General features: G+C 32.5%; 24 protein-coding genes. 8 read left to right on the forward strand and 16 right to left on the reverse strand.

The window, feature by feature from the left end:
• The first annotated feature begins 13 nt into the window (after positions 1-13).
• Both ACNH59_RS12260 and ACNH59_RS12265 read left to right on the forward strand, forming a co-directional pair.
• The gene (locus ACNH59_RS12260; protein WP_418262818.1) at positions 14-1,846 is read left to right on the forward strand and encodes a TonB-dependent receptor; all 1,833 of its coding nucleotides are present in this window, start codon (positions 14-16) and stop codon (positions 1,844-1,846) included.
• A gap of 3 nt (positions 1,847-1,849) precedes the next feature.
• Positions 1,850-2,908 carry a DUF5074 domain-containing protein gene (locus ACNH59_RS12265; protein WP_418262819.1) on the forward strand — a complete coding sequence of 353 codons (1,059 nt, stop codon included), beginning with the start codon at positions 1,850-1,852 and terminating at the stop codon, positions 2,906-2,908.
• A gap of 64 nt (positions 2,909-2,972) precedes the next feature.
• Here the strand turns inward: ACNH59_RS12265 and ACNH59_RS12270 are convergent, their stop codons facing one another.
• Positions 2,973-4,370, reverse strand: a complete 1,398-nt coding sequence (locus ACNH59_RS12270; protein WP_418262820.1) for a S41 family peptidase — start codon at positions 4,368-4,370, stop codon at positions 2,973-2,975.
• 95 nt (positions 4,371-4,465) lie between these two features.
• Here ACNH59_RS12270 and ACNH59_RS12275 point away from each other — a divergent pair, with 95 nt between their 5' ends.
• Both ACNH59_RS12275 and ACNH59_RS12280 read left to right on the forward strand, forming a co-directional pair.
• Positions 4,466-4,714, forward strand: a complete 249-nt coding sequence (locus tag ACNH59_RS12275; RefSeq protein WP_418262821.1) for a hypothetical protein — start codon at positions 4,466-4,468, stop codon at positions 4,712-4,714.
• A 22-nt stretch (positions 4,715-4,736) separates the two neighbouring features.
• On the forward strand, positions 4,737-5,267 hold the full coding sequence (locus ACNH59_RS12280; protein ID WP_418262822.1) for a DUF4252 domain-containing protein: 531 nt from the start codon (positions 4,737-4,739) through the stop codon (positions 5,265-5,267).
• Between the two features lie 54 nt (positions 5,268-5,321).
• Here the strand turns inward: ACNH59_RS12280 and ACNH59_RS12285 are convergent, their stop codons facing one another.
• The 11 genes from ACNH59_RS12285 to ACNH59_RS12335 form a co-directional block, all read right to left on the reverse strand.
• Positions 5,322-5,693: a hypothetical protein gene (locus ACNH59_RS12285; protein WP_418262823.1), complete on the reverse strand. Its 372-nt coding sequence runs from the start codon at positions 5,691-5,693 to the stop codon at positions 5,322-5,324.
• Positions 5,694-5,855: 162 nt separating this feature from the next.
• The gene (locus ACNH59_RS12290; RefSeq protein WP_418262824.1) at positions 5,856-6,086 is read right to left on the reverse strand and encodes a hypothetical protein; all 231 of its coding nucleotides are present in this window, start codon (positions 6,084-6,086) and stop codon (positions 5,856-5,858) included.
• A 15-nt stretch (positions 6,087-6,101) separates the two neighbouring features.
• Positions 6,102-6,347, reverse strand: coding sequence for a hypothetical protein (locus ACNH59_RS12295; RefSeq protein WP_418262825.1), 246 nt, complete (start codon positions 6,345-6,347; stop codon positions 6,102-6,104).
• Between the two features lie 121 nt (positions 6,348-6,468).
• Entirely contained in the window at positions 6,469-6,912 is a 444-nt protein-coding gene (locus ACNH59_RS12300) for a c-type cytochrome (RefSeq protein ID WP_418262826.1), read from the reverse strand.
• Between the two features lie 10 nt (positions 6,913-6,922).
• Positions 6,923-8,038 carry a PQQ-dependent sugar dehydrogenase gene (locus ACNH59_RS12305; protein WP_418262827.1) on the reverse strand — a complete coding sequence of 372 codons (1,116 nt, stop codon included), beginning with the start codon at positions 8,036-8,038 and terminating at the stop codon, positions 6,923-6,925.
• Between the two features lie 175 nt (positions 8,039-8,213).
• Positions 8,214-8,489 (reverse strand): ATP-dependent Clp protease adaptor ClpS, encoded by a 276-nt coding sequence (locus tag ACNH59_RS12310; RefSeq protein ID WP_418262828.1) that lies wholly within the window; start codon positions 8,487-8,489, stop codon positions 8,214-8,216.
• A 41-nt stretch (positions 8,490-8,530) separates the two neighbouring features.
• Positions 8,531-9,364: a 50S ribosomal protein L11 methyltransferase gene (gene prmA / locus ACNH59_RS12315; protein WP_418262829.1), complete on the reverse strand. Its 834-nt coding sequence runs from the start codon at positions 9,362-9,364 to the stop codon at positions 8,531-8,533.
• 151 nt (positions 9,365-9,515) lie between these two features.
• A complete protein-coding gene (gene tpiA, locus ACNH59_RS12320; RefSeq protein ID WP_418262830.1) occupies positions 9,516-10,268 on the reverse strand; it encodes a triose-phosphate isomerase in 753 nt (250 codons plus the stop codon).
• Positions 10,269-10,295: 27 nt separating this feature from the next.
• On the reverse strand, positions 10,296-10,799 hold the full coding sequence (locus ACNH59_RS12325; protein WP_418262831.1) for a TlpA family protein disulfide reductase: 504 nt from the start codon (positions 10,797-10,799) through the stop codon (positions 10,296-10,298).
• A gap of 185 nt (positions 10,800-10,984) precedes the next feature.
• The gene (locus tag ACNH59_RS12330) at positions 10,985-12,085 is read right to left on the reverse strand and encodes a BT_3928 family protein (RefSeq protein ID WP_418262832.1); all 1,101 of its coding nucleotides are present in this window, start codon (positions 12,083-12,085) and stop codon (positions 10,985-10,987) included.
• A gap of 12 nt (positions 12,086-12,097) precedes the next feature.
• Positions 12,098-12,640 carry a DUF1599 domain-containing protein gene (locus ACNH59_RS12335; protein ID WP_418262833.1) on the reverse strand — a complete coding sequence of 181 codons (543 nt, stop codon included), beginning with the start codon at positions 12,638-12,640 and terminating at the stop codon, positions 12,098-12,100.
• Positions 12,641-12,736: 96 nt separating this feature from the next.
• Here ACNH59_RS12335 and folP point away from each other — a divergent pair, with 96 nt between their 5' ends.
• Complete coding sequence (gene folP / locus ACNH59_RS12340) at positions 12,737-13,561, forward strand: dihydropteroate synthase (protein WP_418262834.1); 825 nt, start codon at positions 12,737-12,739, stop codon at positions 13,559-13,561.
• 20 nt (positions 13,562-13,581) lie between these two features.
• On the opposite strand, the gene rlmH is transcribed toward folP, so the two are convergent.
• The 3 genes from rlmH to ACNH59_RS12355 form a co-directional block, all read right to left on the reverse strand.
• The gene (gene rlmH, locus ACNH59_RS12345) at positions 13,582-14,055 is read right to left on the reverse strand and encodes a 23S rRNA (pseudouridine(1915)-N(3))-methyltransferase RlmH (RefSeq protein ID WP_418262835.1); all 474 of its coding nucleotides are present in this window, start codon (positions 14,053-14,055) and stop codon (positions 13,582-13,584) included.
• 40 nt (positions 14,056-14,095) lie between these two features.
• Positions 14,096-15,334, reverse strand: a complete 1,239-nt coding sequence (locus tag ACNH59_RS12350) for an ATP-binding cassette domain-containing protein (RefSeq protein WP_418262836.1) — start codon at positions 15,332-15,334, stop codon at positions 14,096-14,098.
• A 114-nt stretch (positions 15,335-15,448) separates the two neighbouring features.
• Positions 15,449-16,402 carry a c-type cytochrome gene (locus ACNH59_RS12355; RefSeq protein WP_418262837.1) on the reverse strand — a complete coding sequence of 318 codons (954 nt, stop codon included), beginning with the start codon at positions 16,400-16,402 and terminating at the stop codon, positions 15,449-15,451.
• A gap of 280 nt (positions 16,403-16,682) precedes the next feature.
• Here ACNH59_RS12355 and nadC point away from each other — a divergent pair, with 280 nt between their 5' ends.
• From nadC to priA, 3 genes are read left to right on the forward strand one after another with little or no spacing between them, the layout of a single operon-like run.
• A complete protein-coding gene (gene nadC, locus ACNH59_RS12360) occupies positions 16,683-17,540 on the forward strand; it encodes a carboxylating nicotinate-nucleotide diphosphorylase (RefSeq protein WP_418262838.1) in 858 nt (285 codons plus the stop codon).
• A 30-nt stretch (positions 17,541-17,570) separates the two neighbouring features.
• Complete coding sequence (locus ACNH59_RS12365) at positions 17,571-18,509, forward strand: YihY/virulence factor BrkB family protein (protein WP_418262839.1); 939 nt, start codon at positions 17,571-17,573, stop codon at positions 18,507-18,509.
• A gap of 50 nt (positions 18,510-18,559) precedes the next feature.
• Entirely contained in the window at positions 18,560-21,013 is a 2,454-nt protein-coding gene (gene priA / locus ACNH59_RS12370) for a replication restart helicase PriA (protein ID WP_418262840.1), read from the forward strand.
• On the opposite strand, the gene ACNH59_RS12375 is transcribed toward priA, so the two are convergent.
• A complete protein-coding gene (locus ACNH59_RS12375; RefSeq protein WP_418262841.1) occupies positions 21,014-21,709 on the reverse strand; it encodes a LytR/AlgR family response regulator transcription factor in 696 nt (231 codons plus the stop codon).
• Positions 21,710-21,877: the final 168 nt, after the last annotated feature.

Here is a 21,877-nt window from a genome sequence, read left to right on the forward strand (position 1 = left end):
AAGAGATTTTAAAATGATGAAAGTAAAGCAAACATTTTTTTACGTCTTATTAGTAATAAGTCAATTGATTTTCGCCCAAAACAAAGAACCTATTTCTTTGGATGAGGTGGTGGTTAGTGATGTAGCATTGCTTAAATATTCGAATACTCTTCATGTTAAAAATATATCTGATACAGTAATTGAAAAAAATCACCAATCCTTAACGAATTTATTACGTTATAACAGTTTACTTTATTTTAAAGAAAATGGGAATGGTATGGTATCGTCAGTTTCTTTTCGAGGTACTACGGCAGCACAAACTGCAGTAGTTTGGAACGGAATAAATATCAATTCACAATTATTGGGTCAAACTGATTTTAACACAATTAGTCCTTTAGGATATTCATCGGTATCCGTACGGACTGGTGGAGGTAGCGGTATTTATGGTAGTTCAGCTATAGGAGGAACGGTGCATTTAAATAATGAACTGCACTTCAAAAAACAATTCCAAAATGTCTTACGCATAAATTTAGGGAGCTTTAATACCCAAGGCTATTACTATGACCTTCTGGTTTCTGATGATGAATTGGCCACACAAGTAAGTATTTCTAGAAATAGTTCTGATAACGATTACAAATATCTTAAAAGCAACCAAGTCAATCAAAATGGAGAATATTATAATACGACTTGGAATACAAACTTTGGTTATAAAATTAATGAAAGTCATGAAATTTACCTTTATAGTCAATTGTATGATGGTGAAAGAAATTTTTCGGGTACACTGGTTACCAGTTCATTAAGTCAGTATAAGGATTTGAATACACGAAATTTAGTAGAATGGACAGCTCAAAATATTGATTTTACCTCTAGTTTTAAAGTAGCCTATATTACAGAAGAGTACAAGTATTTTGAAAATAGATATAAGGATAATTTTAGTAAAGGTGGTGCAACCACTAAATTATTAAAATATGATTTGGATTATTCTTTCTCCACTGATTTTACTATCAATTCAGTGTTGACCTATTCCCATATAAAAGGATTTGGGAGTTCAATCAATAATGAAAAAAGAGAAGTAGGTGCTGTAGGACTATTGATAAAGTATAAAATGAGTCCTTTCTTAAAAGTTGAGTCTAGTTTACGTCAAGAGGTAACAACAAATTATAAAACGCCATTTTTATATTCTTTTGGATTGAGGGCTAATCCACTGGAGTATTACACTATAAAATTGAATACCTCAAAAAATTTTAGAGTACCTACCTTCAATGATTTATATTGGAAAGGAAGTGGTAACCCCAATTTAAACCCAGAATTATCCCATCAATTAGAGTTGGGACAAGAGCTGAGTGTAGGAGCTTTTAAGTTTTTGACAACCTTATATTATATTCATACTAGAGACATGATTCGCTGGATTCCAAATGAAGTGGGACGTTGGCAACCAGTTAATACAGATAGAGTTGTCAATAAAGGAGTGGAATTAACGGGTCATTTTAATAAAATAATTAATAAACACCGTCTCGATTTGGACATGGCTTACGCCTATACATCGTCTGTTGATCAAAAAAATGGAAAACAACTGATTTATGTTCCTTATCATAAATTGACTTCTAACATAGATTACTCATTTAATAATTGGTCGCTCAATTACCAATTTATGTTTAACGGTGCGGTATTTACAAGCAGTGATAATCTTTATCTACTTAAAGAATATCATGTTTCTAACCTTAGTGCCTTTTGTAAAATAGGTAAAAAAGAACATTGTAAAGTAGGATTTCAAATTTTTAACCTCTTCAATAGCAACTATCAAACCGTAGAAATTAGACCAATGCCTGGTATTAATTATAATTTATCTTTAACAATTAAATATTAAAAAATGAACTTTAAAAAAATTACAATTGCTTGTGTCGCCACTGCTTTAACTTTGGTTTCATGTACCGATGAAGCTAATGAAGAAAAATCATTAGGAACTTATGATAATGGGGTGATCATATTGAATGAAGGGAATTTTGGTAAAGGAAATACCGAGATTTCTTTTCTTGGATATAATGAAGTTACACCAGTAAATAAATTATTTTCACTGAATAATGCTGGAAGTTTAATGGGCGATACTGCTCAAGATTTTAATGCAAATGGAGAAACAGCTTATGTGGTAATGAATGGTTCGAACACTATCCAAGTGATAAATAGATATTCTTTAAAAAGTATTACAACAATAAACAAAGATTTAAAAAACCCAAGATACATCGTTTTTGCAAACGGTAAAGGATATGTGACTAACTGGGGAGATGGAGCAGATGCTACTGATGATTATGTAGCGGTTGTAAATTTAACTACAAATCTTGTAGAGTCTAAAATCCCAGTTGCTGAAGGGCCAGAAAAATTAGTTGTTTACAATAATAAGTTATATGTCGCGCACAAAGGAGGTTGGAGTTCCGGAAAAACAATCTCTGTTATTGATATTGCTACTGCTAAAGTAACAGCTACTATTGCTGTTGGTGATGTACCTTCTAATATCAAAGAGAATCAAGGTGTTATTTATGTTTTAAGTAGCGGTAAAGCTGCTTGGACAGGTGCAGAATCAGCTGGGAAATTACAAAAAATAAATCCTACTACTAATCAAGTTACTGCTAGTTATGATTTTGCATTAACATCACATCCGGGGAAAATGGATATTGAAAACAATAAAATCTATTTTACTCAAGCTAAGAATATTTATGTAATGAATACTTCTGATACCAGTTTACCAACTACTGCTCTTTTTACAGAAACATTTAGCCCTTATGGTTTCGCTGTTAATAATTCTAAGATCTATTTGTCAGATGCTGGAAATTACAGTTCAGATGGGAAAGTAGCAATTTATGATACCACTGGCAATTTAAAATCAACAATTACGGTAGGGATTACTCCCGGGGGATTTTATTTTAATAACTAGTTTGTGAATATTTACTAAAAAATCTCGTTCTAATACTTAAATGATTAGAACGAGATTTTTTTTGTTATTCTATTTGGATTCCACCACGGCCAGTGAGAGATTTGGAGTCGCCTAGATCTTTTAAAGGTTTTTCTCCAGCGGCAGGTTTAAGCGTTTTAGTTGTAATCGCAGTAATTTTACTTATCGCAGTATTCAATAAAGGTTCAGAGGGCTCTCCTAAAACGCCATAAGTACTTACAGATTCTTTTTGAAGAAAAGTGGGAGCCAAACCTGATTGGTAATCTCCAAAACCATTTTTGTTCACTGTGAGTGCAACAATAGGCTGCATGGCATACTTGTGATTTGGATTTCTGTTTTTGGAACTAAAATCAGAGGAGTCATACAGTGTTACGGAAGCTTGATTTTTCCCCACGGTAACATCTCCAATTTGGACCACATTAATATAAGGACTTAATCCATTAATAATAAGTTCGCTTGCAGAGGCAGTGCTGTTTGTGGTTAAAATATAGACCTTAGTTAGATTTAAACTATTAATAGGAGTGGAGCCTATTTTTTCAGGAAACAAATAACTGATATTGTTTCTGCTCTTTTTGGCGTTGTAAGTCAGTTTTGAAAATACTTGTCCAGCAAATTGACCTGTAATCATACTAGCTAATCTTGTAGCTGATTGTACGGAACCACCAGGATTGTATCTTAAATCCAATACAAGATCTGTAACTCCTTCTGTTTTTAGCACACCAAAAGCATCATTTAAAATAGTATCATAGGAAGAGTAAAATCCGTTGTACATTAAATATCCTATTTTGTGTCCTCCCGAGGGAATTACTTTGTTGATTAAAATTGGATTTTCGTTGAGGACTGTTTTAGTGAACTCAATCGATTTGCCATTGGGAACAATAGTATTAGCCGTAAAATCAGCAAAGTTCAAAATGTAATTTTCAGCAGCACTAAATAAAAGCGTGCGGTAATTACTCAATGTAAGTGTGATTCCATTTACACCATAAAAAATCTCACCTCTTTTGACATTTTTGGAAGCAGCATCTGAGTTTGGAATAATATAATTTATTATTCCTACCACATTAGAACTGTTTTTAGGATCAAGGCTAAGTTTAAATTCGATACCATTATTTTTGGTTGTTCCTTGAAAACTTTGTTCCAGAACTGTGTAATCATTCACAATCCAACTAAAACGATCAATGCTATTATCAAGTTTCAGTGCTTCAAATAAACTTTCAGGTGTATAACCACTAATGAAGTCTTGATATTGCGTATGATTTGCAAATCGATTATCGGCTAAGTCGGGTACGTCAGATTGCCATAAATAGTAGATATTGAGTCCTTTCCAAATAAAGTCGTTTATTTGAACATCTGGGGCAAAGTCGATATCATCATTATCTTGACAACTTTGAAAGCTAATAGCAACAACTAAGAGAAGAATAAGACTTTGGAATTTATATTTCATAATGCTTTTCATATAGGTAATTAACGTAAAAATACTATCTTTAGTTTTAAATTGAACTTATATTTAACATAATTAATAGTTTGTCAATCGTGAAAATGATACATTTTAAGCAAGTAAAGTTGGTTTCCAAAGGATTGATCCTAGTAGGAATCATGATATTGATGAGTTGTGGAAAAACGTATCAAACAGAAAGTTTAGGAACGATTGATAATCCAGAGCAAGCTTTTGAAGAAACTCAAAAAGCCCTAGACCTTATCGCTACAAACCTCAATCTTGGCATGAAAAGTGTAATCTATCTTGAAGAATTTGAAATGGCCAAAGCTAAAATATTTATTAAACAATAATTGTAAATTCAAATATAAAGAAATGAAAAATGTTATAATCGCTTTAGTAGTTCTGTTGTTTTCAAGCGCTGGATTTTCTCAGAATATTTTAGATAAATTCAATGAGCAAGATGAAATTACAGCTGTGATTGTCAATAAGAAAATGTTTGACTTGATGAGTAAAGTTAAAGTAGATGCTTCTGACAAGGAAACGCAACAATATATGAACTTGATTAAAAAACTTGATAATTTGAAAGTCTATACTACTACCAATTCTAAAGCTGCTGTTGATATGAAATTAACCGCAGATAAGTATATTAAGAGTGCGAATTTAGAGGAATTAATGAAGGTTAATGACAGTGGGAAGAGTATTCGAATCGTTGCAAAATCAGGTAGTACTGATGCTCAAATTAAGGAACTCTTAATGTTTATAGAAGGAAATAGCCGTGACAATGAAACGGTTTTGATGTCTTTAACAGGGAATTTTAGCTTAAATGAAATCACCATACTAACGGATAAAATGAAGATTCCTGGTGGTGACGAATTAAAAAAAGCGGCCAAGAATAATAAATAACTTCAAACTAATAGATACAAAAAAAGCTTCCTTATTTGGAAGCTTTTTTTGTGCTTAATCTAGAGCAGAAATAAATTTCTTTGATTTTTCTAACTCGATAATTATATTATATATTTCAATACTTTTTTTAGAAATTTGAGAACGAGAATATCTTTTGAATAACATATCAAAATAAGTTTTTGATTTTTCTAAGTCGTTTACCTTATAGTAATAGTTTCCTAAATAGTCAAACATTTCTAGTGATTCGTATCCTTTGGCTATAATTCTTTCATAAGTTTTAGGAACATCTACTGAAACGTATTTTTTATGAGAGGTGCTATCTGTTTTAACAGATTGAGCATTAGCGGTATAAGTGCCTAGAAATAGGAAAAGTAAAGGGTAAAATATAGATGGAAATATTTTTACGTGTAATTGGTCTTTTCTCATATTTTAACTAAGTTTTTGGTAAAACGGGATTCTAAAGTACGTTAATGTGTCGATTTTTCAAAAAATTAACTCATTATTAGCACAAAAAGATTGTTTTCAGCTGTTTAGATATTTTTTTTCTTACAGAAATTTTCTCAATAATAAGGAGGAATAGTGTTATATTTATTCGTCTTCATCATTCAAAAAGTCTTCAATATCGAAATCATCATCAAACTGATCTGTTTCACTGGGAGGAATCGCATGGGGAGGATTAAACAATTCCCATTCGTCCCAAGTATAATTTGAAGTATCAAAACTGTGCACCCAATCGATAAATAAAGAGCGAAATTCATCCAACTCTTTTCGGATAAGATTGAGGTATTCTGTGTCTTTATAGGATTCTTCAAAACGCAAACTACCTATTTGAACTTATAAATGCATCGCATGTTCTCGAATAATAGCGGCATTTTGCATTCTAATGCTGTAAAAGTCACCACCTTCAGCTCCAGCAATCTTTGCTGGTATAATCATGGCATCTACACGAATTAGTTCTTTCGTATGTTGTAGGTAGTCATCATTTTCTGGAATAGAAGTGATTAAACTTTCTATCAATTGATAAATTAGAATCGCTTTTTGATATATAGGAAGGTTTTCATGTGAACTGGGGTTAGGCATATAGTTTATTAATCAGAAATAATTAGTTATAGCAATAGTCGTCTAGTATTAGACAACGGTAGATTCTCCTAAACATTGTATGATTAGGTGAATTTTGCATTACAATTGCTTATTTTATTGCTTAAGGTTTGATTTTTTCCACTTCGGTAACTGTAACAATTTTAGTTTGCCTGTTGCTCCATGAATTCATAATGTAATTCATTACATCTGCAATTTCTTGATTGGTTAAACCCATTGGGGGCATCGCGTTGTTGTATTTTTTTTGATTGACATTTATTGGCCCACTTTGACCATATTTGACAGCATGGATGCTTTCGTTTCTTTTCTTAGTAAGCCAATCAGATCCATCTAGTGGCGGAAAGTTTTTGCCGTCTCCTTTACCATTTGCTAAATGACATTGAATACAGAAATCAGTGTATATTTCTTTTCCTCGCGTCATACTTTCTTGCAAAGGTGGATGTTTTTGGTTTAGGTTAGTTACTGAAATGTAATCTTTATTCAAATCAGTTTGTGGATTTAAATGAAATAGGGCGCTAGCTAAAATGATACTTAAAATAAATTGCATGTTTAATGTTTTAATTAGGGATGATTTTAATAATTCCTTTTCCTTCTACACCCATATAGATGTAACCATCAGGTCCTTCAATTACGTTTCGTAACCGACCGATGTCTGTGGCTATTTTTTGTCTTCCAACGATAGAAGTGCCATTTAACTTAACGAGTTCTAAATATTGAAATTTCAAGGAACCTACTAACAAATGCCCTTTCCAATTGGGGTACCGATTGCTGGTTACAAATGCCATTCCACTTGGAGCGATAGAGGGTAACCAGTAGTATAATGGATTTTCGATTCCTTCCTTTTCTTTTACACTGGTAATTACGGTTCCGTCGTAATTGAGACCGTAAGTAACCACTGGCCAACCATAGTTAGCGCCTTTCTTTATGATGTTAATTTCATCACCACCTTTAGGGCCGTGTTCGTGTTCCCAAATTGCTCCTGTAGTTGGATGCTTGGCCATACCCTGTGGGTTTCGAGCCCCATAAGCAAATATAGCTTCCTTGGCATTGGGTTGACCCACAAATGGATTGTCGGTTGGGATGCGACCGTCGTCATGTAAGCGATAAATTTTTCCATTATCTCGACTGATGTCTTGTGGGTTCACAAATTGCTCGCCTCGTTCACCTACGGAGAAAAACAAATAACCTTGATTGTCAAACACAATTCGGGATCCAAAATGTTGGCCCTTAGTCGTATTTGGAGCGCATTTGTATAAAGATTCTATTTGGGTTAAAGATTCGTTTTCTAGTTTTGCTCTGATAAGTTTAGTGTTTCCTCCTGTTCCTTCTCCTTCGGTTGAGGCATATGTAATATAAATCCATCCATTTTGAGCATAATTAGGGTGTAGCGCAATATCTAGCAAGCCACCTTGTCCACGAAGGTAAACTGTAGGTACATTTTTTACTTCTGTTTTTATTTTATTTTGAATGTGGTATAATTTGCCACTTTTTTCAGTAACGAGTAAGGAACCATCTGGTAAAAAAGCCATTCCCCAAGGAATTGGAATACCATCGGCTACGGTTTCAAAAGTGTATGCAATAATTTCATCGTGAAGCTGCATATCATTGGGCTTTTCTTGAGCATGACAACTCATGAGTAAAAATGAAAATAGTATATAAATAATCCTTTTCATAATTCAGTGGTTTATTAAAATTCAATTTAAAGATACTAAAAGAACTATGAAAACAAAACGATACGTTGGTTTTTATATTGGTATTGGCCGAGGAACAAGCTGCTTTTAAATTATAAAAAAAAGCATACTCATTTTTAGTGAGAATGCTTTTTCAATGACTTTGAATAAACGTAGTTTAAATGATCTCAGCACTAATACCCGCTTCTAATAATTGTAGGCATTGTGGTTTTAATTTGTCTAACGAATCTGTTTTTACAGTGCATTTTCCGTTATAATGAACAATTAACGAACATTGTTCTGCTTGTTCAGGAGTATGGTCACATACCCTAATTAAAGTATTAATGACATGATCAAAAGTATTTACATCGTCATTGTATACTACTATTTCATTATTTAAAGAAAGTGCTTCCTTTAGACTTACTCGTTCTCTTATTTTTTCTTTAGTACTCATTTGTTTTTAGGTTTTGTACTTGTGATTAATAAAAAGGTAATCTAATTTACGTATTTTAATGATACCCAGTTGTTTCTTTCGAATTTTTTAACATACGTCAAACCTTTTTCTGTGCATGAAGCATCAATAAACGGAATGTCTTCTGTGTAAAAACCACTCAATAAAAGTGTTCCCTTTGGATTTAAACAATCCACATAGGCTTGCATATCGTTCAACAAAATGTTACGATTGATGTTGGCAATAATTAAATCATATTTTTTACCTTCTAATAAGGCCGCCTCACCTTCGTAAACCGTGATATGTTTACAGTTGTTGCGTTCTGCATTTTCGATAGAGTTTAAATAACACCAATTGTCGATATCAATTGCGTCAATTGGTTGTGCTCCTTTCATTTCAGCCAAAATAGCTAATATGGCGGTTCCACAACCCATGTCTAATGTTTTCATTCCTTCAACATCCATTTCTAGTAAATGTTGAATCATCATATGTGTTGTTTCATGATGACCAGTTCCGAAACTCATTTTAGGTTCAATTACAATATCATATTGTGCTTCGGTTTTTGGATGAAAAGGAGCACGAACGTGGCAATTTCCATCTACATCAATTGGTTCAAAATTCTTTTCCCATTCTTCATTCCAGTTTACTTGTTCAATTTCTTCAAAAGAATAGTTGATCTTAAACTCATCTGATTGCAGGATTTGGATATTTTCCAATATTGTTTCGTCCCATAAGTCCTTTTGAACAAAAGCAGATATTCCAGTTTCTGTTTCCGTAAAACTTTCAAAAGCAGTTTCACCAAGTTCAGCAATTAAAATTTCAGAACCCAATTCTTTTGGTTCTACAGTAAAATGATATCCGATGTATATATTTGACATTTTTTTATTTTTTTGCAAAGGTAGTGTTTCTCTTTTATCGTTTTTGATTAAAATATTAAAAAGAATATTTTCATTTATACAGTAGATTTTGCATATAAAAAAAGCGGTAAAATTATGTTTTTACCGCTTTTAATTATTTTAATCTAAAGTATTAGATAGCATTTACAATTGCTAAGAAATCATCAGCTTTTAGAGCGGCTCCACCAATAAGACCTCCGTCTACATCCGGTTTAGAGAAAATTTCAACAGCATTTTCAGGTTTTACACTTCCACCGTATAGAATTGTCACTTCATCTGCAATATCAGCTCCGTATGCTTTACGAACAGTTTCTCTGATGAACTCGTGCATTTCTTGTGCTTGTTCAGGAGATGCTGTTTCACCTGTTCCAATTGCCCAAACTGGCTCATAAGCTAAAACAACTTTTGACCAAGATGCTTTTTCAATTTGGAACAAACCATCACGCAATTGGTTTTCAACAATATTAAAGTGTTGTTTGTCTTGACGGTCTTTCAGTTCTTCTCCAAAACAGAAAATTACAGTCATATCATGTTTCAAGGCAGTGTTTACTTTATCAGCAATTAAAGCATCGCTTTCATGAAAAATAGCTCTACGCTCAGAGTGTCCTAAAATTACAGTATTGACCCCAACACTAGTTAACATATCTGCAGTGATTTCTCCTGTGAATGCTCCGCCTTCAGCTTGATGTACGTTTTGAGCCGCTACTGTGATAGCTGTTCCTTTTAATTGGTTTACAGCTGCTGCTAAGTTTACAAATGTAGGAGCTACGATCACTAGCGCTGTTGTGCTTGCAGGTAATTTTGCTGTTAATTCATTTAATAATTCTGCAGTTTGAGCTGCATTTTTATGCATTTTCCAGTTTCCAGCAACAATTTTCTTTCTCATTTTTTTTGATTATTTATTTTTTTAACTTTATTTTAGTCTGATGATTGTTTCACTTATTTCCTTGAAATCTGTTTCAATCGCTCTGTATAGAGCAATATTTCCAGTTTTGTCAATAATGATATAACGAGGGATCCAGTCGAGGTCTATCGCTTTAGCAAATTTGCCTTTCATTTGATCATTTGCCATAAAATGAGATCCTTTCAATTGGTGTTTTTCAATTCCGTTTTGCCAAGCACGATCTGATTTATCCATTGAAATAAAAACATAATTTAGTTCAGGATGATTGGCTTGTAGTTCCTTTAGTTTTGGCATGGCTTGAATGCAATCTCCGCACCAAGAAGCCCAAATTTCAATTACCGTAGTTTTTCCTTTATTTTCCTCTAAAATCGATTCAAAACTAACTTGATTTCCTTTACGGCTGAGTAAAGTCTCTTGCAAGGCTTCTTTTGAGAAACTAGTTTTTTCTTTTACGGCATTTGAACAAGCCATAAAAACAAATAATAAAACTAAAAGTGAAGCAATTTTTTTCAAGAATTTAATTTTTTGCTAAGTTAAATAAAGTACAAAGAATGCCCTACTAAAAACGGTTAAAAATCACATTTTAGTTCTTTTTTTATCGTAAAATCAATGAATTCTTGATGATTTGATTGTGAAAACGTAATAGTTAGTTTTATTAATGAATATTTTTCAAAAGGAAGTCAATTTGATTTTTGAATCTATAATTTCAAATCCTCAATATCATTATGATGCACTTTTTGAATTATTGTCCCTTGATTTAATAGTATGATACTTGGATTGGCTCTTTCAATTGTTTTTAAAGTAGTAGCATCACAGAAATAGAAATCAAAATCGAAAGCATATTTTTTTTGAGTTTCTGTAATTTGTTCAGGTGTAGAAGCTGTCATCCCAATCACTTTGTATCCATTTGCTTTAGCTTTAATTGCCAATTCTTTTAGCTTTTTCAAACCTTCTGTGGAGGCTTTTGGTAAATCGTAGCTAACAAAAATTAAAAGTTTGGGTTCTTTTAGTAATTCTTCTTTATAATCCATTCCATCTTTTTCCATGGTAAAATCATGAATAGGAGGAATGTAACCTTCGGTAATTATTTTGTCTTTTCTATCAACAAAAGTCGCACCTTCAGGAATCTTCATTAAGTCATTTTCGGTAAATTCTTTGTCTACTCCGTTTACATTGTAAATAAAAATCATTTCTACAACCGATTGGGGGGCACCTTCAGGAATCTCCATTCCTTTTTGAATGTTAGTACCTACTTTATAAGCTCTAAAATCAATAATTGGTAAATGATTTAAAACATGATACCCCATAAAAGCAGATGCTATCAAACTTCCGTAGGCTACAAATAATTGCGTTTTTGGGTTAAATAAAGGTTTAACCAATTTTCTATTGAAGACTAATATTATTATAAAGAAAAGCAAAACAATGTCTTTTGTAAAAGATTCCCAAGGTGTAAGGTGTAGGGCATCTCCAAAACAGCCACAATCTTTTACTACATCATTGTAAGCGGAATAAAAAGTTAAAAATGAAAATTTGACAATCATTAATAACAAGACCCAGATTGTCCCTTTTACTTTATATCCAATTAATAAAAAGACACCTAAAACAACTTCAAGAATGACAATAAACAAAGCAATTGACAATGCGGAAGGTGTAAAAACAGGCATGTTGAATACTGGTTCACTAAAATACTCAGTTAGTTTATATGAAAAACCAACAGGGTCATTAAGCTTGATTAAGCCAGAAATAATAAACAAAACACCAACAAAAAGTCTCGAAAATTGAGTGATTATATTTTTCATTTAAATACGAAATTATTTATTGAATCCCATTAAAATTAAGGCAAACACCGAATAGTTGATCATGTCTTGATAATTTGCATCAATACCTTCAGATACTAATGTTTTACCTTTGTTATCTTCAATCTGTTTTACGCGTAATAATTTTTGCAAAATTAAATCAGTTAATGAACTTACTCGCATATCTCGCCAAGCTTCGCCATAATCATGATTTTTGGCTTCCATTAATTCTTTCGTTAATTGGTATTTTGCATCATAAAGTTCTGTAGCTTTTTCAACGTTCAAATCAGGTTGGTCAACAACACCCAACTCTAATTGAATCAATGCCATAATGGAATAATTGATAATTCCGATAAATTCTCCAGATTCATCTTCGTCAATTTTGCGTACTTCGTTTTCTTGTAAACTACGAATTCGTTGGGCTTTGATAAATATTTGGTCAGTAAGCGAAGGTAGTCTTAAAATTCGCCAAGCGCTACCGTAATCTTTCATTTTCTTAGTGAATAAGTCACGGCAAATTGCCATAACCTGATCATATTCTTGAGAAGTATTCTTCATTATTGATGTATATTTGTCACAAAAATAACGTTTTTTTTGGATTGAAGTGTTTCTCATTACTACAATCCAGTACGATGAAATGATTTTTAAAAAAGTATGACAATAAACTGCAAAGGACAATTAATTGATTTAATAACACCTAAAGTGATGGGCGTTTTAAATGTAACACCCAATTCTTTTTTTGATGGTGGAAAATACCAAGATCAATCTGCAATTCTTTCTCAGGTTGAAAAAATGTTGAAGGATGGAGCTACTTTTATTGATATCGGTGCTTATTCTAGTAAACCTAATGCCGAATATGTCTCAGAACAAGAAGAAGTACAGCGAATGATTCCTGTGGTTGAAATGATTACAAAAGAGTTTCCTACTGCTTTGCTTTCGATTGATACCTTTAGAAGTGAAGTCGCTCGTGTTGGAATCGAAAGTGGTGGTGCTATTATCAATGATATTTCAGCTGGACATTTAGATGCTAAAATGATGGAAATCGTTGCTAGATATAATGTTCCTTATATAATGATGCACATGAAAGGGACACCGCAATCCATGCAATCATTGACACAATATGACGATATCGTTAAAGAAATGCTTTTGTATTTTTCAGAAAGAGTACATCTTGCACGAAGCTATGGAATCAATGATTTGATTGCGGATCCTGGATTTGGTTTTGCTAAAACATTGGAACAAAATTTTGAAGTCTTTCAAAAATTAGAATTATTCAATATGCTAAATCTACCATTATTAGTAGGTGTGTCAAGAAAGTCAATGATTTATAAAACTTTAGAAAATAATCCTGAAGAAGCTTTGAACGGTACAACAGTCTTAAATACATTGGCATTAACAAAAGGAGCGAAAATTTTACGCGTTCATGATGTAAAAGAGGCAGTTGAAACTATAAAATTATGGAATAAGTTTAATCTATAGAAACTGATACCCAAAATTGATTACTGATGATGATAGGGTTCATTTCTCAAAATTGTAAATCCACGGTACAATTGTTCGATAAAAAACAAACGTACCATTTGGTGAGAGAAAGTCATTAGTGAAAGTGATATTTTCCCCTTGGCCTTAGCATAGACAGTATCTGAAAATCCGTAAGGGCCACCAATTACAAATACTAAAGTTTTGACACCTGAATTCATTTTCTTTTGTAACTCTTCTGAAAAACTGACACTTGAAAAGGTTTTGCCGTTTTCATCTAATAAAATTAATTGGTCAGTAGGGGAGATTTTTGATAAAATCAATTCACCTTCTTTTTCTTTTTGCTGGCTTTCTGATAAGTTTTTTACATTTTTGATATCAGGAATAATTTCTAAATCAAATTTTATATAAAAAGACAAACGTTTGGTATAATCGTCAATTAAAGTTTGTAATGCTTTATTATCGGTTTTACCAATTGCAAGAAGTTTGATGTTCATTGTTTTTTAGGTTTTTTATAAAAAAAGCAAAGATAGGAAACTAGTTTTGTATTCTAATTTTTCCTTCAGAACCTGTTGTGTTTGGTGTAAGTTCAAAAATTGAATTAGGAGCTAATAATTTTTCTATTCGATGGGAAACAAAAATGATAGTAATTGTAGTTTCCTTAGATAAATGAGCGATAAGTTGGGTAACTAAAGCCACACTTTCATCGTCTAGCCCTTCGGTAGGTTCGTCTAAAATTAATAAAGGAGGATGCTTTAATACAGCGCGAATAATCATAATTATCCGTTGTTGACCAACTGAAAGTGTAATAAACGGAGTTTTTCTTAGATGTTGCATTTCCAGAAAATCGAGCCATTCATTCATTTTCTTGATTTGCAAAGTACTTGGGCTAATATATAAACCGATAGAGTCAAAAAAACCAGACAGAATCATCTGCTCTACTGTATGTCTTTGTTGAAACATTTCAATCATAGCGGTTGAGAATTGACCAATTTTTTTCTTTATTTCCCAAATACTTTCGCCACTACCTTTCTTTTTTCCAAATAAATACAAATCCTGTCCATATCCTTTTGGGTTATCGCCAGTAATTAAGGATAGAATAGTGCTTTTCCCCGAACCATTAGGCCCAATGAGTTGCCAAAATTCGCCTTTATTAATGGTCCAGTTGATGTTATTTAGAATAGGCCTATCGTTATAGTGGACAGTCAAATTATTCATCTGTATTAAAGTTGAATCAGGACAATCTATAGTTTCGATTGGGTTTGGAACTGTTTTTAGGGCAAAATATTGGGGTTCAGGAATACTGGACAAAACTCTCAATTCAAATGAATTATCCTTAATCTGTCGTTTGTTTGGAATAAATGGTAGTAAGTCAGCGGAACGATTTACCAGTTGAATCAAAATGATGTTTTTCGCTAAGTCTTCGAGTTGAATATGTAGCTCTTTGCGAGAATTTTGATCTAAATGGTCTAACGGATTATCTAGGATAATATAATCCGGTTGCTGATTGATGCAGTATTTTAAAAAAGCTTTTTTGCGTTCTCCAGATGAAAAAGTTCGCAATTGTCGATTGGTTTCTGGTGCTGCTTCGATAGATTGGTATATAAATTCCTTTTCAATAAATTTTTCAATAGATAAATCTGAAAAAAGAATTCCTTTTTTACCAATAAAAGGAGTCAATTCTCCTTCAGTATTCCCTGATAGAAGTTTATTGATGAAATCTTTTTTGGCTACTTGGTTGTGTAAAAGGATATCCCAGTGCTGAAGTTGCTGCATGTTTTTAATGTAAAAAATAGTAATTCATTTTCAAAGATATAAATAGCTATGAAAATGAATTACTATTTTTTAGAATCATTTTAAAAAAATCCCAATTATAGAGTAAAAGAAAACTTAATGATATACCCGTTCAATTTTATTTTTTATAGGTGGAATTGTTTGGATGTAGTCGTATATAGCGCCAACTTCAGTATCTGTCAAAAGTGTATAGGGCATCATAGGGTAAACCATAATATGATCATCTACAACGCCAAATTTAACGGCTTTTATAAATTTTTCTTTAGACCAAGTTCCAATTCCCGTTTCCTTGTCAGGGGTGATATTAGGCGTTATTCTTACTTTGCCTTCTCGGTTCAATGGTTTGTTTCCTCCCGCAAAATAACCTTTACTATTTTCAGGATTTAGATAATCATTTGTTTTGAAATTGGCCGAATGACATGCAAAGCAATCTAAATTGGTAGTTAAATATTTTCCTAGTGCAACTGTATTAGTTGTGTCTGGTATAACTATTTTCTCTGTGGGCATTTCAAAAGGTTTCCATACAAACCTAGATAGAAGTTTAGTTAATGTAGAAGGTTTGGAAGGTTGGTCAGGAGTAGGCTCTGCAGTAACAAGTGGGTCGTCAGACCTTAAAAATGAAATGATTGCATTAATGTCTTCGTCAGCCATTTTAGGTAATTTGGCCATATATGGTGGAGCGTATTGACCGTCTTTTTTGATTCCTGTTCTCAGTAAATAAAGTATTTCTGCGTCGGTCCAGTTACCAATTCCGTAGTTTTTATCTTGTGTAATATTTGGCGCATAAATTTCGCCAAATTCTATTGGAGCATCTGTCATTTTACCGCCAGTAAGTTTACCAGATATTATATCAAGATGGCAACTAGCACATAACATAACAGCTAATTTTTTTCCACGAGCGACAGCGACTGAATCTGATTTAATTTTGTAGTCTACTTTAACCGTTTCATACTTGGGGATATCGGTATATTTTATATATAAGTATCCAATTAGGGCTACAATTGCAATTATAGATATAATTTTAATTGCTTTTTTTAAAATCTTTCTCATATTACAATCGTTTTTAAGATGAAAAATATTTCTTTTTGAAAAACTAAAATTACGAAAAAAACTAACAAACAGCAATTTTAAATCACTGTTTATTAGTTGTTTATGTTCTAGTTCGATTCTCGTGAATAAATAAGGCTTATAGTTAAATTAGTACTATAAATACATCGTTTTTTCAAATATTGATTTGGAAGATCTATTTCGTTTTAATGGGGTTTGTTCATTCAGACTTTTAAATCCATAAAAATATTCTAATTTAGCAGATATAAAATTTTAGAAAGAAATGATTACAGAAGCTCAATTTCAAGCCGAATTACAAATCCTAATTGCTAATGCCATCCGTGAAGACGTAGGGGATGGGGACCATAGTTCTTTGGCTTGTATTCCTGAATCGGCCCAAGGTAAAGCTAAACTTTTAGTTAAGGACAAGGGGATAATCGCTGGTGTGGAATTTGCGAAAATGATTTTCAATTATGTAGATCCTAATCTACAAGTTGAAACGTTTATCGAGGATGGTGCTCAAGTGCAATTTGGTGATGTAGTTTTTCATGTTTCAGGAAGCTCTCGATCCATTTTGAAAGCAGAACGTTTTGTATTGAATTCCATGCAAAGAATGTCAGCAATCGCAACTAAAACCAATAGTTATGTTGAGTTGTTAGAAGGTACAAAAGCAAAAATTTTAGATACCAGAAAAACGACACCTAGTTTTAGAGTAGCAGAAAAATGGGCTGTTAAAATTGGAGGAGGAGAGAATCATCGATTTGCTTTGTATGATATGGTTATGTTAAAGGATAACCATATAGATTTTGCAGGAGGCATTTCTTTGGCAATCGCCAAAACAAAAGAATACTTGAAAGCTCAAAATAAGGATTTAAAGATAATTGTAGAGGCACGAGATATTCAAGAAGTAAAAGAAATTATTGCTAGTAAAGGAGTTTTTAGGATTCTGTTAGATAATTTTGATTACGAAATGACCAAAGAAGCTGTAGCTCTAATCGGAAACGAATGTTTGACCGAATCTTCAGGAAATATTAACGAAGATACGATTCGAAAGTATGCAGAATGTGGTGTTAACTATATTTCTTCAGGTGCGTTAACACATTCTATTTACAATATGGATTTAAGTTTAAAAGCTTTTTAAAATTAATTCAAGTCAATAAATTACCAATTAATGTCAGCAGAAATTGAAGAAATAATCAATCGAGTCCCCATACTAAATAAGTTAGTGAAGGGATTGAAAAAAGTAAAACTTCCCCGTTTGGAAGGACTTACTTTGTATGATTTATTAGAACTGTATGGTCTTGGTATAACTGAGGGCGCTTTTTCTAATAGAGCAGGATCGATTGCATTTAGCTTTTTTATGGCATTATTTCCCTTTGCGTTATTTATTTTGAACTTGATTCCTTACATTCCAATTGAAGGATTTCAACAGGATTTTTTGGAATTTGTCGCTGATGGTGTTCCACCAAATACCTACTCAGCTATAGAAAGTATAATAGATGACATTTTGAATAATAGTCATTCGGGCTTATTATCCACTGGTTTTTTATTGTCTATTTTTTTAATGGCAAATGGACTTAATGCTATTATTGGGGGATTTGAAAAGTCGGCTCATGTTTTGGTGAAAAGAGGTTTTTTTCAACAGTATTTTGTTGCCCTTGGAATGTCTTTGTTTTTGTCTTTTTTATTGATTTTGACAGTCGCTATAATAGTTGTTTTTGAGGTTGTTATCCAACTTAAAGCTATTCAGGATGTGTTGAGTAATAGTATTCCTTTCATTATTATGGGTAGGTATGCTTTTTTGATTTTAATGGTATTGGTTACCACATCGATACTGTTTAAATTTGGTACCAAGCATAATTATAAAGGTCCCTTTATATCTATAGCTTCGATATTTACAACCGTCTTGACTATCGTGATTTCCTATGTGTTTGGAATTTGGGTTGTTCATTTTTCTAAGTATAATGAATTGTATGGTTCTATCGGGACATTGTTAATTGTTATGTTTTATATCTGGATAAACAGTATGATTTTACTCCTAGGTTTTGAATTAAATGCCACAATCGATAAATTAAAGAAGGAAAAAATAAAGAATAATAGCGAGAAGTAATTTTTGTCTGACGATGTATTTTTCCTTTTAAACCAATTAAATTTTACTGAATGCCTTTTTTTGTAGAAGTAATTATGCCGCTTTCTTTAGCAAAAACATTTACCTATAGTGTTTCTGAGATGGAGTACAATTATATCAAAAAAGGAATGCGATTAGCTGTTCCGTTTGGAAAAAGTAAGATCTATACAGCATTGGTAATTGAAGTGCATCAAAATCAACCTAAATTGTATGATGCTAAAGAAATCCATCAAATTCTTGATGAGAAACCTATAGTAACGGAGAATCAAATTGCTCATTGGCAGTGGATTGCTAATTATTATATGTGTGCTATTGGTGATGTGTATCGAGCAGCTCTGCCATCTGCTTTCTTGTTGGAGAGTGAAACTCAAATTCTCCAGAAACAAGGTGTTTTTGTAGATGAGGCTCTCTTATCAGACGAAGAGTATTTGGTTTTTCAGGCATTGCAACTACAATCTTCTCTCAAAATTCAAGAAATCAGTTCGATATTAAATAAAAAAACAGTTTTACCAATAATTCAAAAAATGATTGGTAAAAATATAATAGCTGTTCATGAGGAAATTCAAGAAACTTACAAGCCAAAATTAGTTAGGTATATTCGTTTGCATTCTAAATATAATTCAGACGAAGGTTTAGGTATTTTATTAGAATTATTAAAAAATGCTGCTAAACAAAAAGAAATTGTATTGTCTTATTTTCAATTGAGTGCGGTTGAAAAGAAACCCATTGCTGTAAAAAAGTTAATTGAATCGACCAATACGAGTTCGGCTATTATAAAAGCCTTAATCGATAAAGAGGTGTTTGAAGAATACTATATCCAAGTAGACAGAACGCAATTTAAAGGAGAAGCTGCAGAAGATGCTATTGTTTTAAGTGTAGTTCAACAAAATACTTTTGATAGTATTAATCAAATTTTTGAAACAAAAGATGTCTGTTTGCTACATGGAGTAACTTCTAGTGGAAAGACTGAGATTTATATCAAACTCATTGAGGAGTATATTGGTAAAGGAAAACAAGTTTTGTATTTATTGCCTGAAATTGCATTAAGTACACAATTGGTTAGTAGGTTGCGTGAGTATTTTGGAAACAAAGTAGCTGTTTTTAACTCTAAATACAATAATAATGAAAGAGTAGAAGTTTGGAATCAAGTTCTACATCAAGTAGATAAAGCTCAAATTGTGATCGGTTCGCGTTCGTCATTATTTCTGCCGTTTCAAGACTTGGGTTTGATAATTGTGGACGAAGAGCATGAGCAAACATTTAAGCAAATGGATCCAGCGCCTAGGTATCATGCGCGTGATGCTGCCATAGTTTTGGCAAATTTGTCCAAAGCAGCTGTTTTATTAGGTTCGGCTACGCCTAGTTTAGAGACTTATTTTAATACCCAATCTGGAAAATATGGTTTGGTTACAATTACGGAACGATATAGTAAGGTAAAAATGCCTGAAATAGAATTAGTTGATTTAAAGGACAAATATTTTCGTAAAAGAATGTCAGGGCATTTTAGTGATGTTCTTATTGAAAGAATTACTAACGCTGTTTCATTAGGAGAACAGGTTATTTTATTTCAAAATAGAAGAGGTTATTCTCCTTTGTTAGAATGTATGACTTGTGGGCATGTGCCTCAATGCCAGCAATGTGATGTGAGTTTGACTTATCACAAACATAAAAATCAACTGCGATGTCATTATTGTGGTTATTCAATCGCAAAACCAAATAATTGTCATCAATGTTCAAGTATAGATTTGACTACCAAGGGGTTTGGTACGGAGCAAATTCAGCAGGAGCTAATCCAACTTTTTCCAAACAGTAAAATAGGACGAATGGATCAGGATACAACACGAGGGAAATTTGGTTTTGAAAAACTTATCGATAGTTTCAAAAACCAAGAAATTGATATTCTAGTAGGGACTCAAATGCTTGCTAAAGGATTGGATTTTGAAAATGTAAGTTTGGTAGGGATTATGAATGCTGATAATATGCTACATCATCCTGATTTTAGAGCTTTTGAAAGAAGCTTTCAAATGATGACTCAAGTGGCAGGAAGAGCAGGGAGAGCTTCTAAGCAAGGAAGGGTAGTTATTCAAACTTATAATCCCAATCATAACACAATTCAGCAGGTTACTAGAAATGATTATATAGGAATGTATAAGGAACAATTGTATGATCGCAAAATTTATTATTATCCGCCTTATTTTAGAATTATTAAGTTGACCTTAAGGCAGAGAGAATACAATAAGCTAAATGAAGGCGCTACGTGGTTGTATAATGTCTTGGTTCAAAATTTAGCAATTCCAGTATTGGGGCCAGAGGAACCTGCAATTAATCGAATTCGAAATGAATATATCAGAACAATAATGATTAAGATCCCTCAAGATTCCTCTATTAATGGCACAAAAAAAACTATTCAAAAGATTTTGAATAGTTTTGATGCTGTTCCTCAATATAAAGCTATAAGAGTTACGGTAAATGTAGATTTTTATTAATTAGTCGATGGCGAGTGCTTTAACAAGATCTTCTTTTTTATTTCTACTTAATGGAATCTTTGTTGGACCAATTTCAGCAAATTTACTGTTGAAACGTTCTACTTTGTCAATGTTTATAATGTAGGATTTATGAACTCTAACAAAACGGTTTCCTGGCAAATCAGCTTCAAATGCTTTCATGGTGGAAAGTACTAGATTGCTGTCGTCTTCTGTTACTACACGAACATAGTCTCCAAAAGCTTCTATCCATTTAATTTTAGAAGTGTATATTTTTAATTTTTTCAAATTACTTTTGATAAAAATATGTTCACCTTCGTCATCTTTATTATCGTGTTTGTATAAATACTGATCAACAGCTCTTTTAACAGAAGCGTTAAATCGATCAAGTGCAATAGGTTTTTGCAAATAATCGGTAGCATCATAATCAAAAGCTTTCATCGCATATTCAGCTTTTGAAGTAACGAAAATAATCTGTGGTTTGGTTTTTAAACCATCTAAGAAATCAAAACCACTAATAACCGGCATCTCAATATCGAGAAAGATCAAGTCTACATTATGGATAGACATACAACTTTTGGCTTCAATAGCATTAGAAAAATCACCTACTAAATGTAAGTTTGGGTGATTATTTACTAACTTTGCTATAATCATCCGCTGTATGGAGCTATCGTCAACAACTACACAATTTAGTTTCATAATTATTATTTTAAGATTTGGTTCTGTAAAAATAAGACGTTTTTTAATATGAAACTAATTTTAATCGATTTTTTTTGCCGTTAAACGTTGTTTTGTGCATTTCAACGAATTTTAATACTTTTTTCTTGTGGATTGATTTTAAATCGATTATTTTTGCACGCAATTTAA

It is taken from the genome of Flavobacterium faecale (assembly GCF_048320115.1).
GTDB lineage: Bacteria > Bacteroidota > Bacteroidia > Flavobacteriales > Flavobacteriaceae > Flavobacterium > Flavobacterium faecale_A.

What these genes read in the sequence shown, in the direction of transcription:
- prmA (WP_418262829.1), bottom strand. Translation starts at nt 9,364, where the DNA reads ATGTCAAATATATACATCGGATATCATTTTACTGTAGAACCAAAAGAA.
- priA (WP_418262840.1), top strand. Translation starts at nt 18,560, where the DNA reads ATGCCTTTTTTTGTAGAAGTAATTATGCCGCTTTCTTTAGCAAAAACA.
- rlmH (WP_418262835.1), bottom strand. Translation starts at nt 14,055, where the DNA reads ATGAACATCAAACTTCTTGCAATTGGTAAAACCGATAATAAAGCATTA.
- ACNH59_RS12375 (WP_418262841.1), bottom strand. Translation starts at nt 21,709, where the DNA reads ATGAAACTAAATTGTGTAGTTGTTGACGATAGCTCCATACAGCGGATG.
- ACNH59_RS12350 (WP_418262836.1), bottom strand. Translation starts at nt 15,334, where the DNA reads ATGCAGCAACTTCAGCACTGGGATATCCTTTTACACAACCAAGTAGCC.
- ACNH59_RS12295 (WP_418262825.1), bottom strand. Translation starts at nt 6,347, where the DNA reads ATGCCTAACCCCAGTTCACATGAAAACCTTCCTATATATCAAAAAGCG.
- ACNH59_RS12285 (WP_418262823.1), bottom strand. Translation starts at nt 5,693, where the DNA reads ATGAGAAAAGACCAATTACACGTAAAAATATTTCCATCTATATTTTAC.
- ACNH59_RS12305 (WP_418262827.1), bottom strand. Translation starts at nt 8,038, where the DNA reads ATGAAAAGGATTATTTATATACTATTTTCATTTTTACTCATGAGTTGT.
- folP (WP_418262834.1), top strand. Translation starts at nt 12,737, where the DNA reads ATGACAATAAACTGCAAAGGACAATTAATTGATTTAATAACACCTAAA.
- ACNH59_RS12310 (WP_418262828.1), bottom strand. Translation starts at nt 8,489, where the DNA reads ATGAGTACTAAAGAAAAAATAAGAGAACGAGTAAGTCTAAAGGAAGCA.
- ACNH59_RS12270 (WP_418262820.1), bottom strand. Translation starts at nt 4,370, where the DNA reads ATGAAATATAAATTCCAAAGTCTTATTCTTCTCTTAGTTGTTGCTATT.
- ACNH59_RS12335 (WP_418262833.1), bottom strand. Translation starts at nt 12,640, where the DNA reads ATGAAGAATACTTCTCAAGAATATGATCAGGTTATGGCAATTTGCCGT.
- nadC (WP_418262838.1), top strand. Translation starts at nt 16,683, where the DNA reads ATGATTACAGAAGCTCAATTTCAAGCCGAATTACAAATCCTAATTGCT.
- ACNH59_RS12365 (WP_418262839.1), top strand. Translation starts at nt 17,571, where the DNA reads ATGTCAGCAGAAATTGAAGAAATAATCAATCGAGTCCCCATACTAAAT.
- ACNH59_RS12260 (WP_418262818.1), top strand. Translation starts at nt 14, where the DNA reads ATGATGAAAGTAAAGCAAACATTTTTTTACGTCTTATTAGTAATAAGT.
- ACNH59_RS12275 (WP_418262821.1), top strand. Translation starts at nt 4,466, where the DNA reads ATGATACATTTTAAGCAAGTAAAGTTGGTTTCCAAAGGATTGATCCTA.
- ACNH59_RS12300 (WP_418262826.1), bottom strand. Translation starts at nt 6,912, where the DNA reads ATGCAATTTATTTTAAGTATCATTTTAGCTAGCGCCCTATTTCATTTA.
- ACNH59_RS12280 (WP_418262822.1), top strand. Translation starts at nt 4,737, where the DNA reads ATGAAAAATGTTATAATCGCTTTAGTAGTTCTGTTGTTTTCAAGCGCT.
- ACNH59_RS12330 (WP_418262832.1), bottom strand. Translation starts at nt 12,085, where the DNA reads ATGAAAAATATAATCACTCAATTTTCGAGACTTTTTGTTGGTGTTTTG.
- ACNH59_RS12265 (WP_418262819.1), top strand. Translation starts at nt 1,850, where the DNA reads ATGAACTTTAAAAAAATTACAATTGCTTGTGTCGCCACTGCTTTAACT.
- ACNH59_RS12355 (WP_418262837.1), bottom strand. Translation starts at nt 16,402, where the DNA reads ATGAGAAAGATTTTAAAAAAAGCAATTAAAATTATATCTATAATTGCA.
- tpiA (WP_418262830.1), bottom strand. Translation starts at nt 10,268, where the DNA reads ATGAGAAAGAAAATTGTTGCTGGAAACTGGAAAATGCATAAAAATGCA.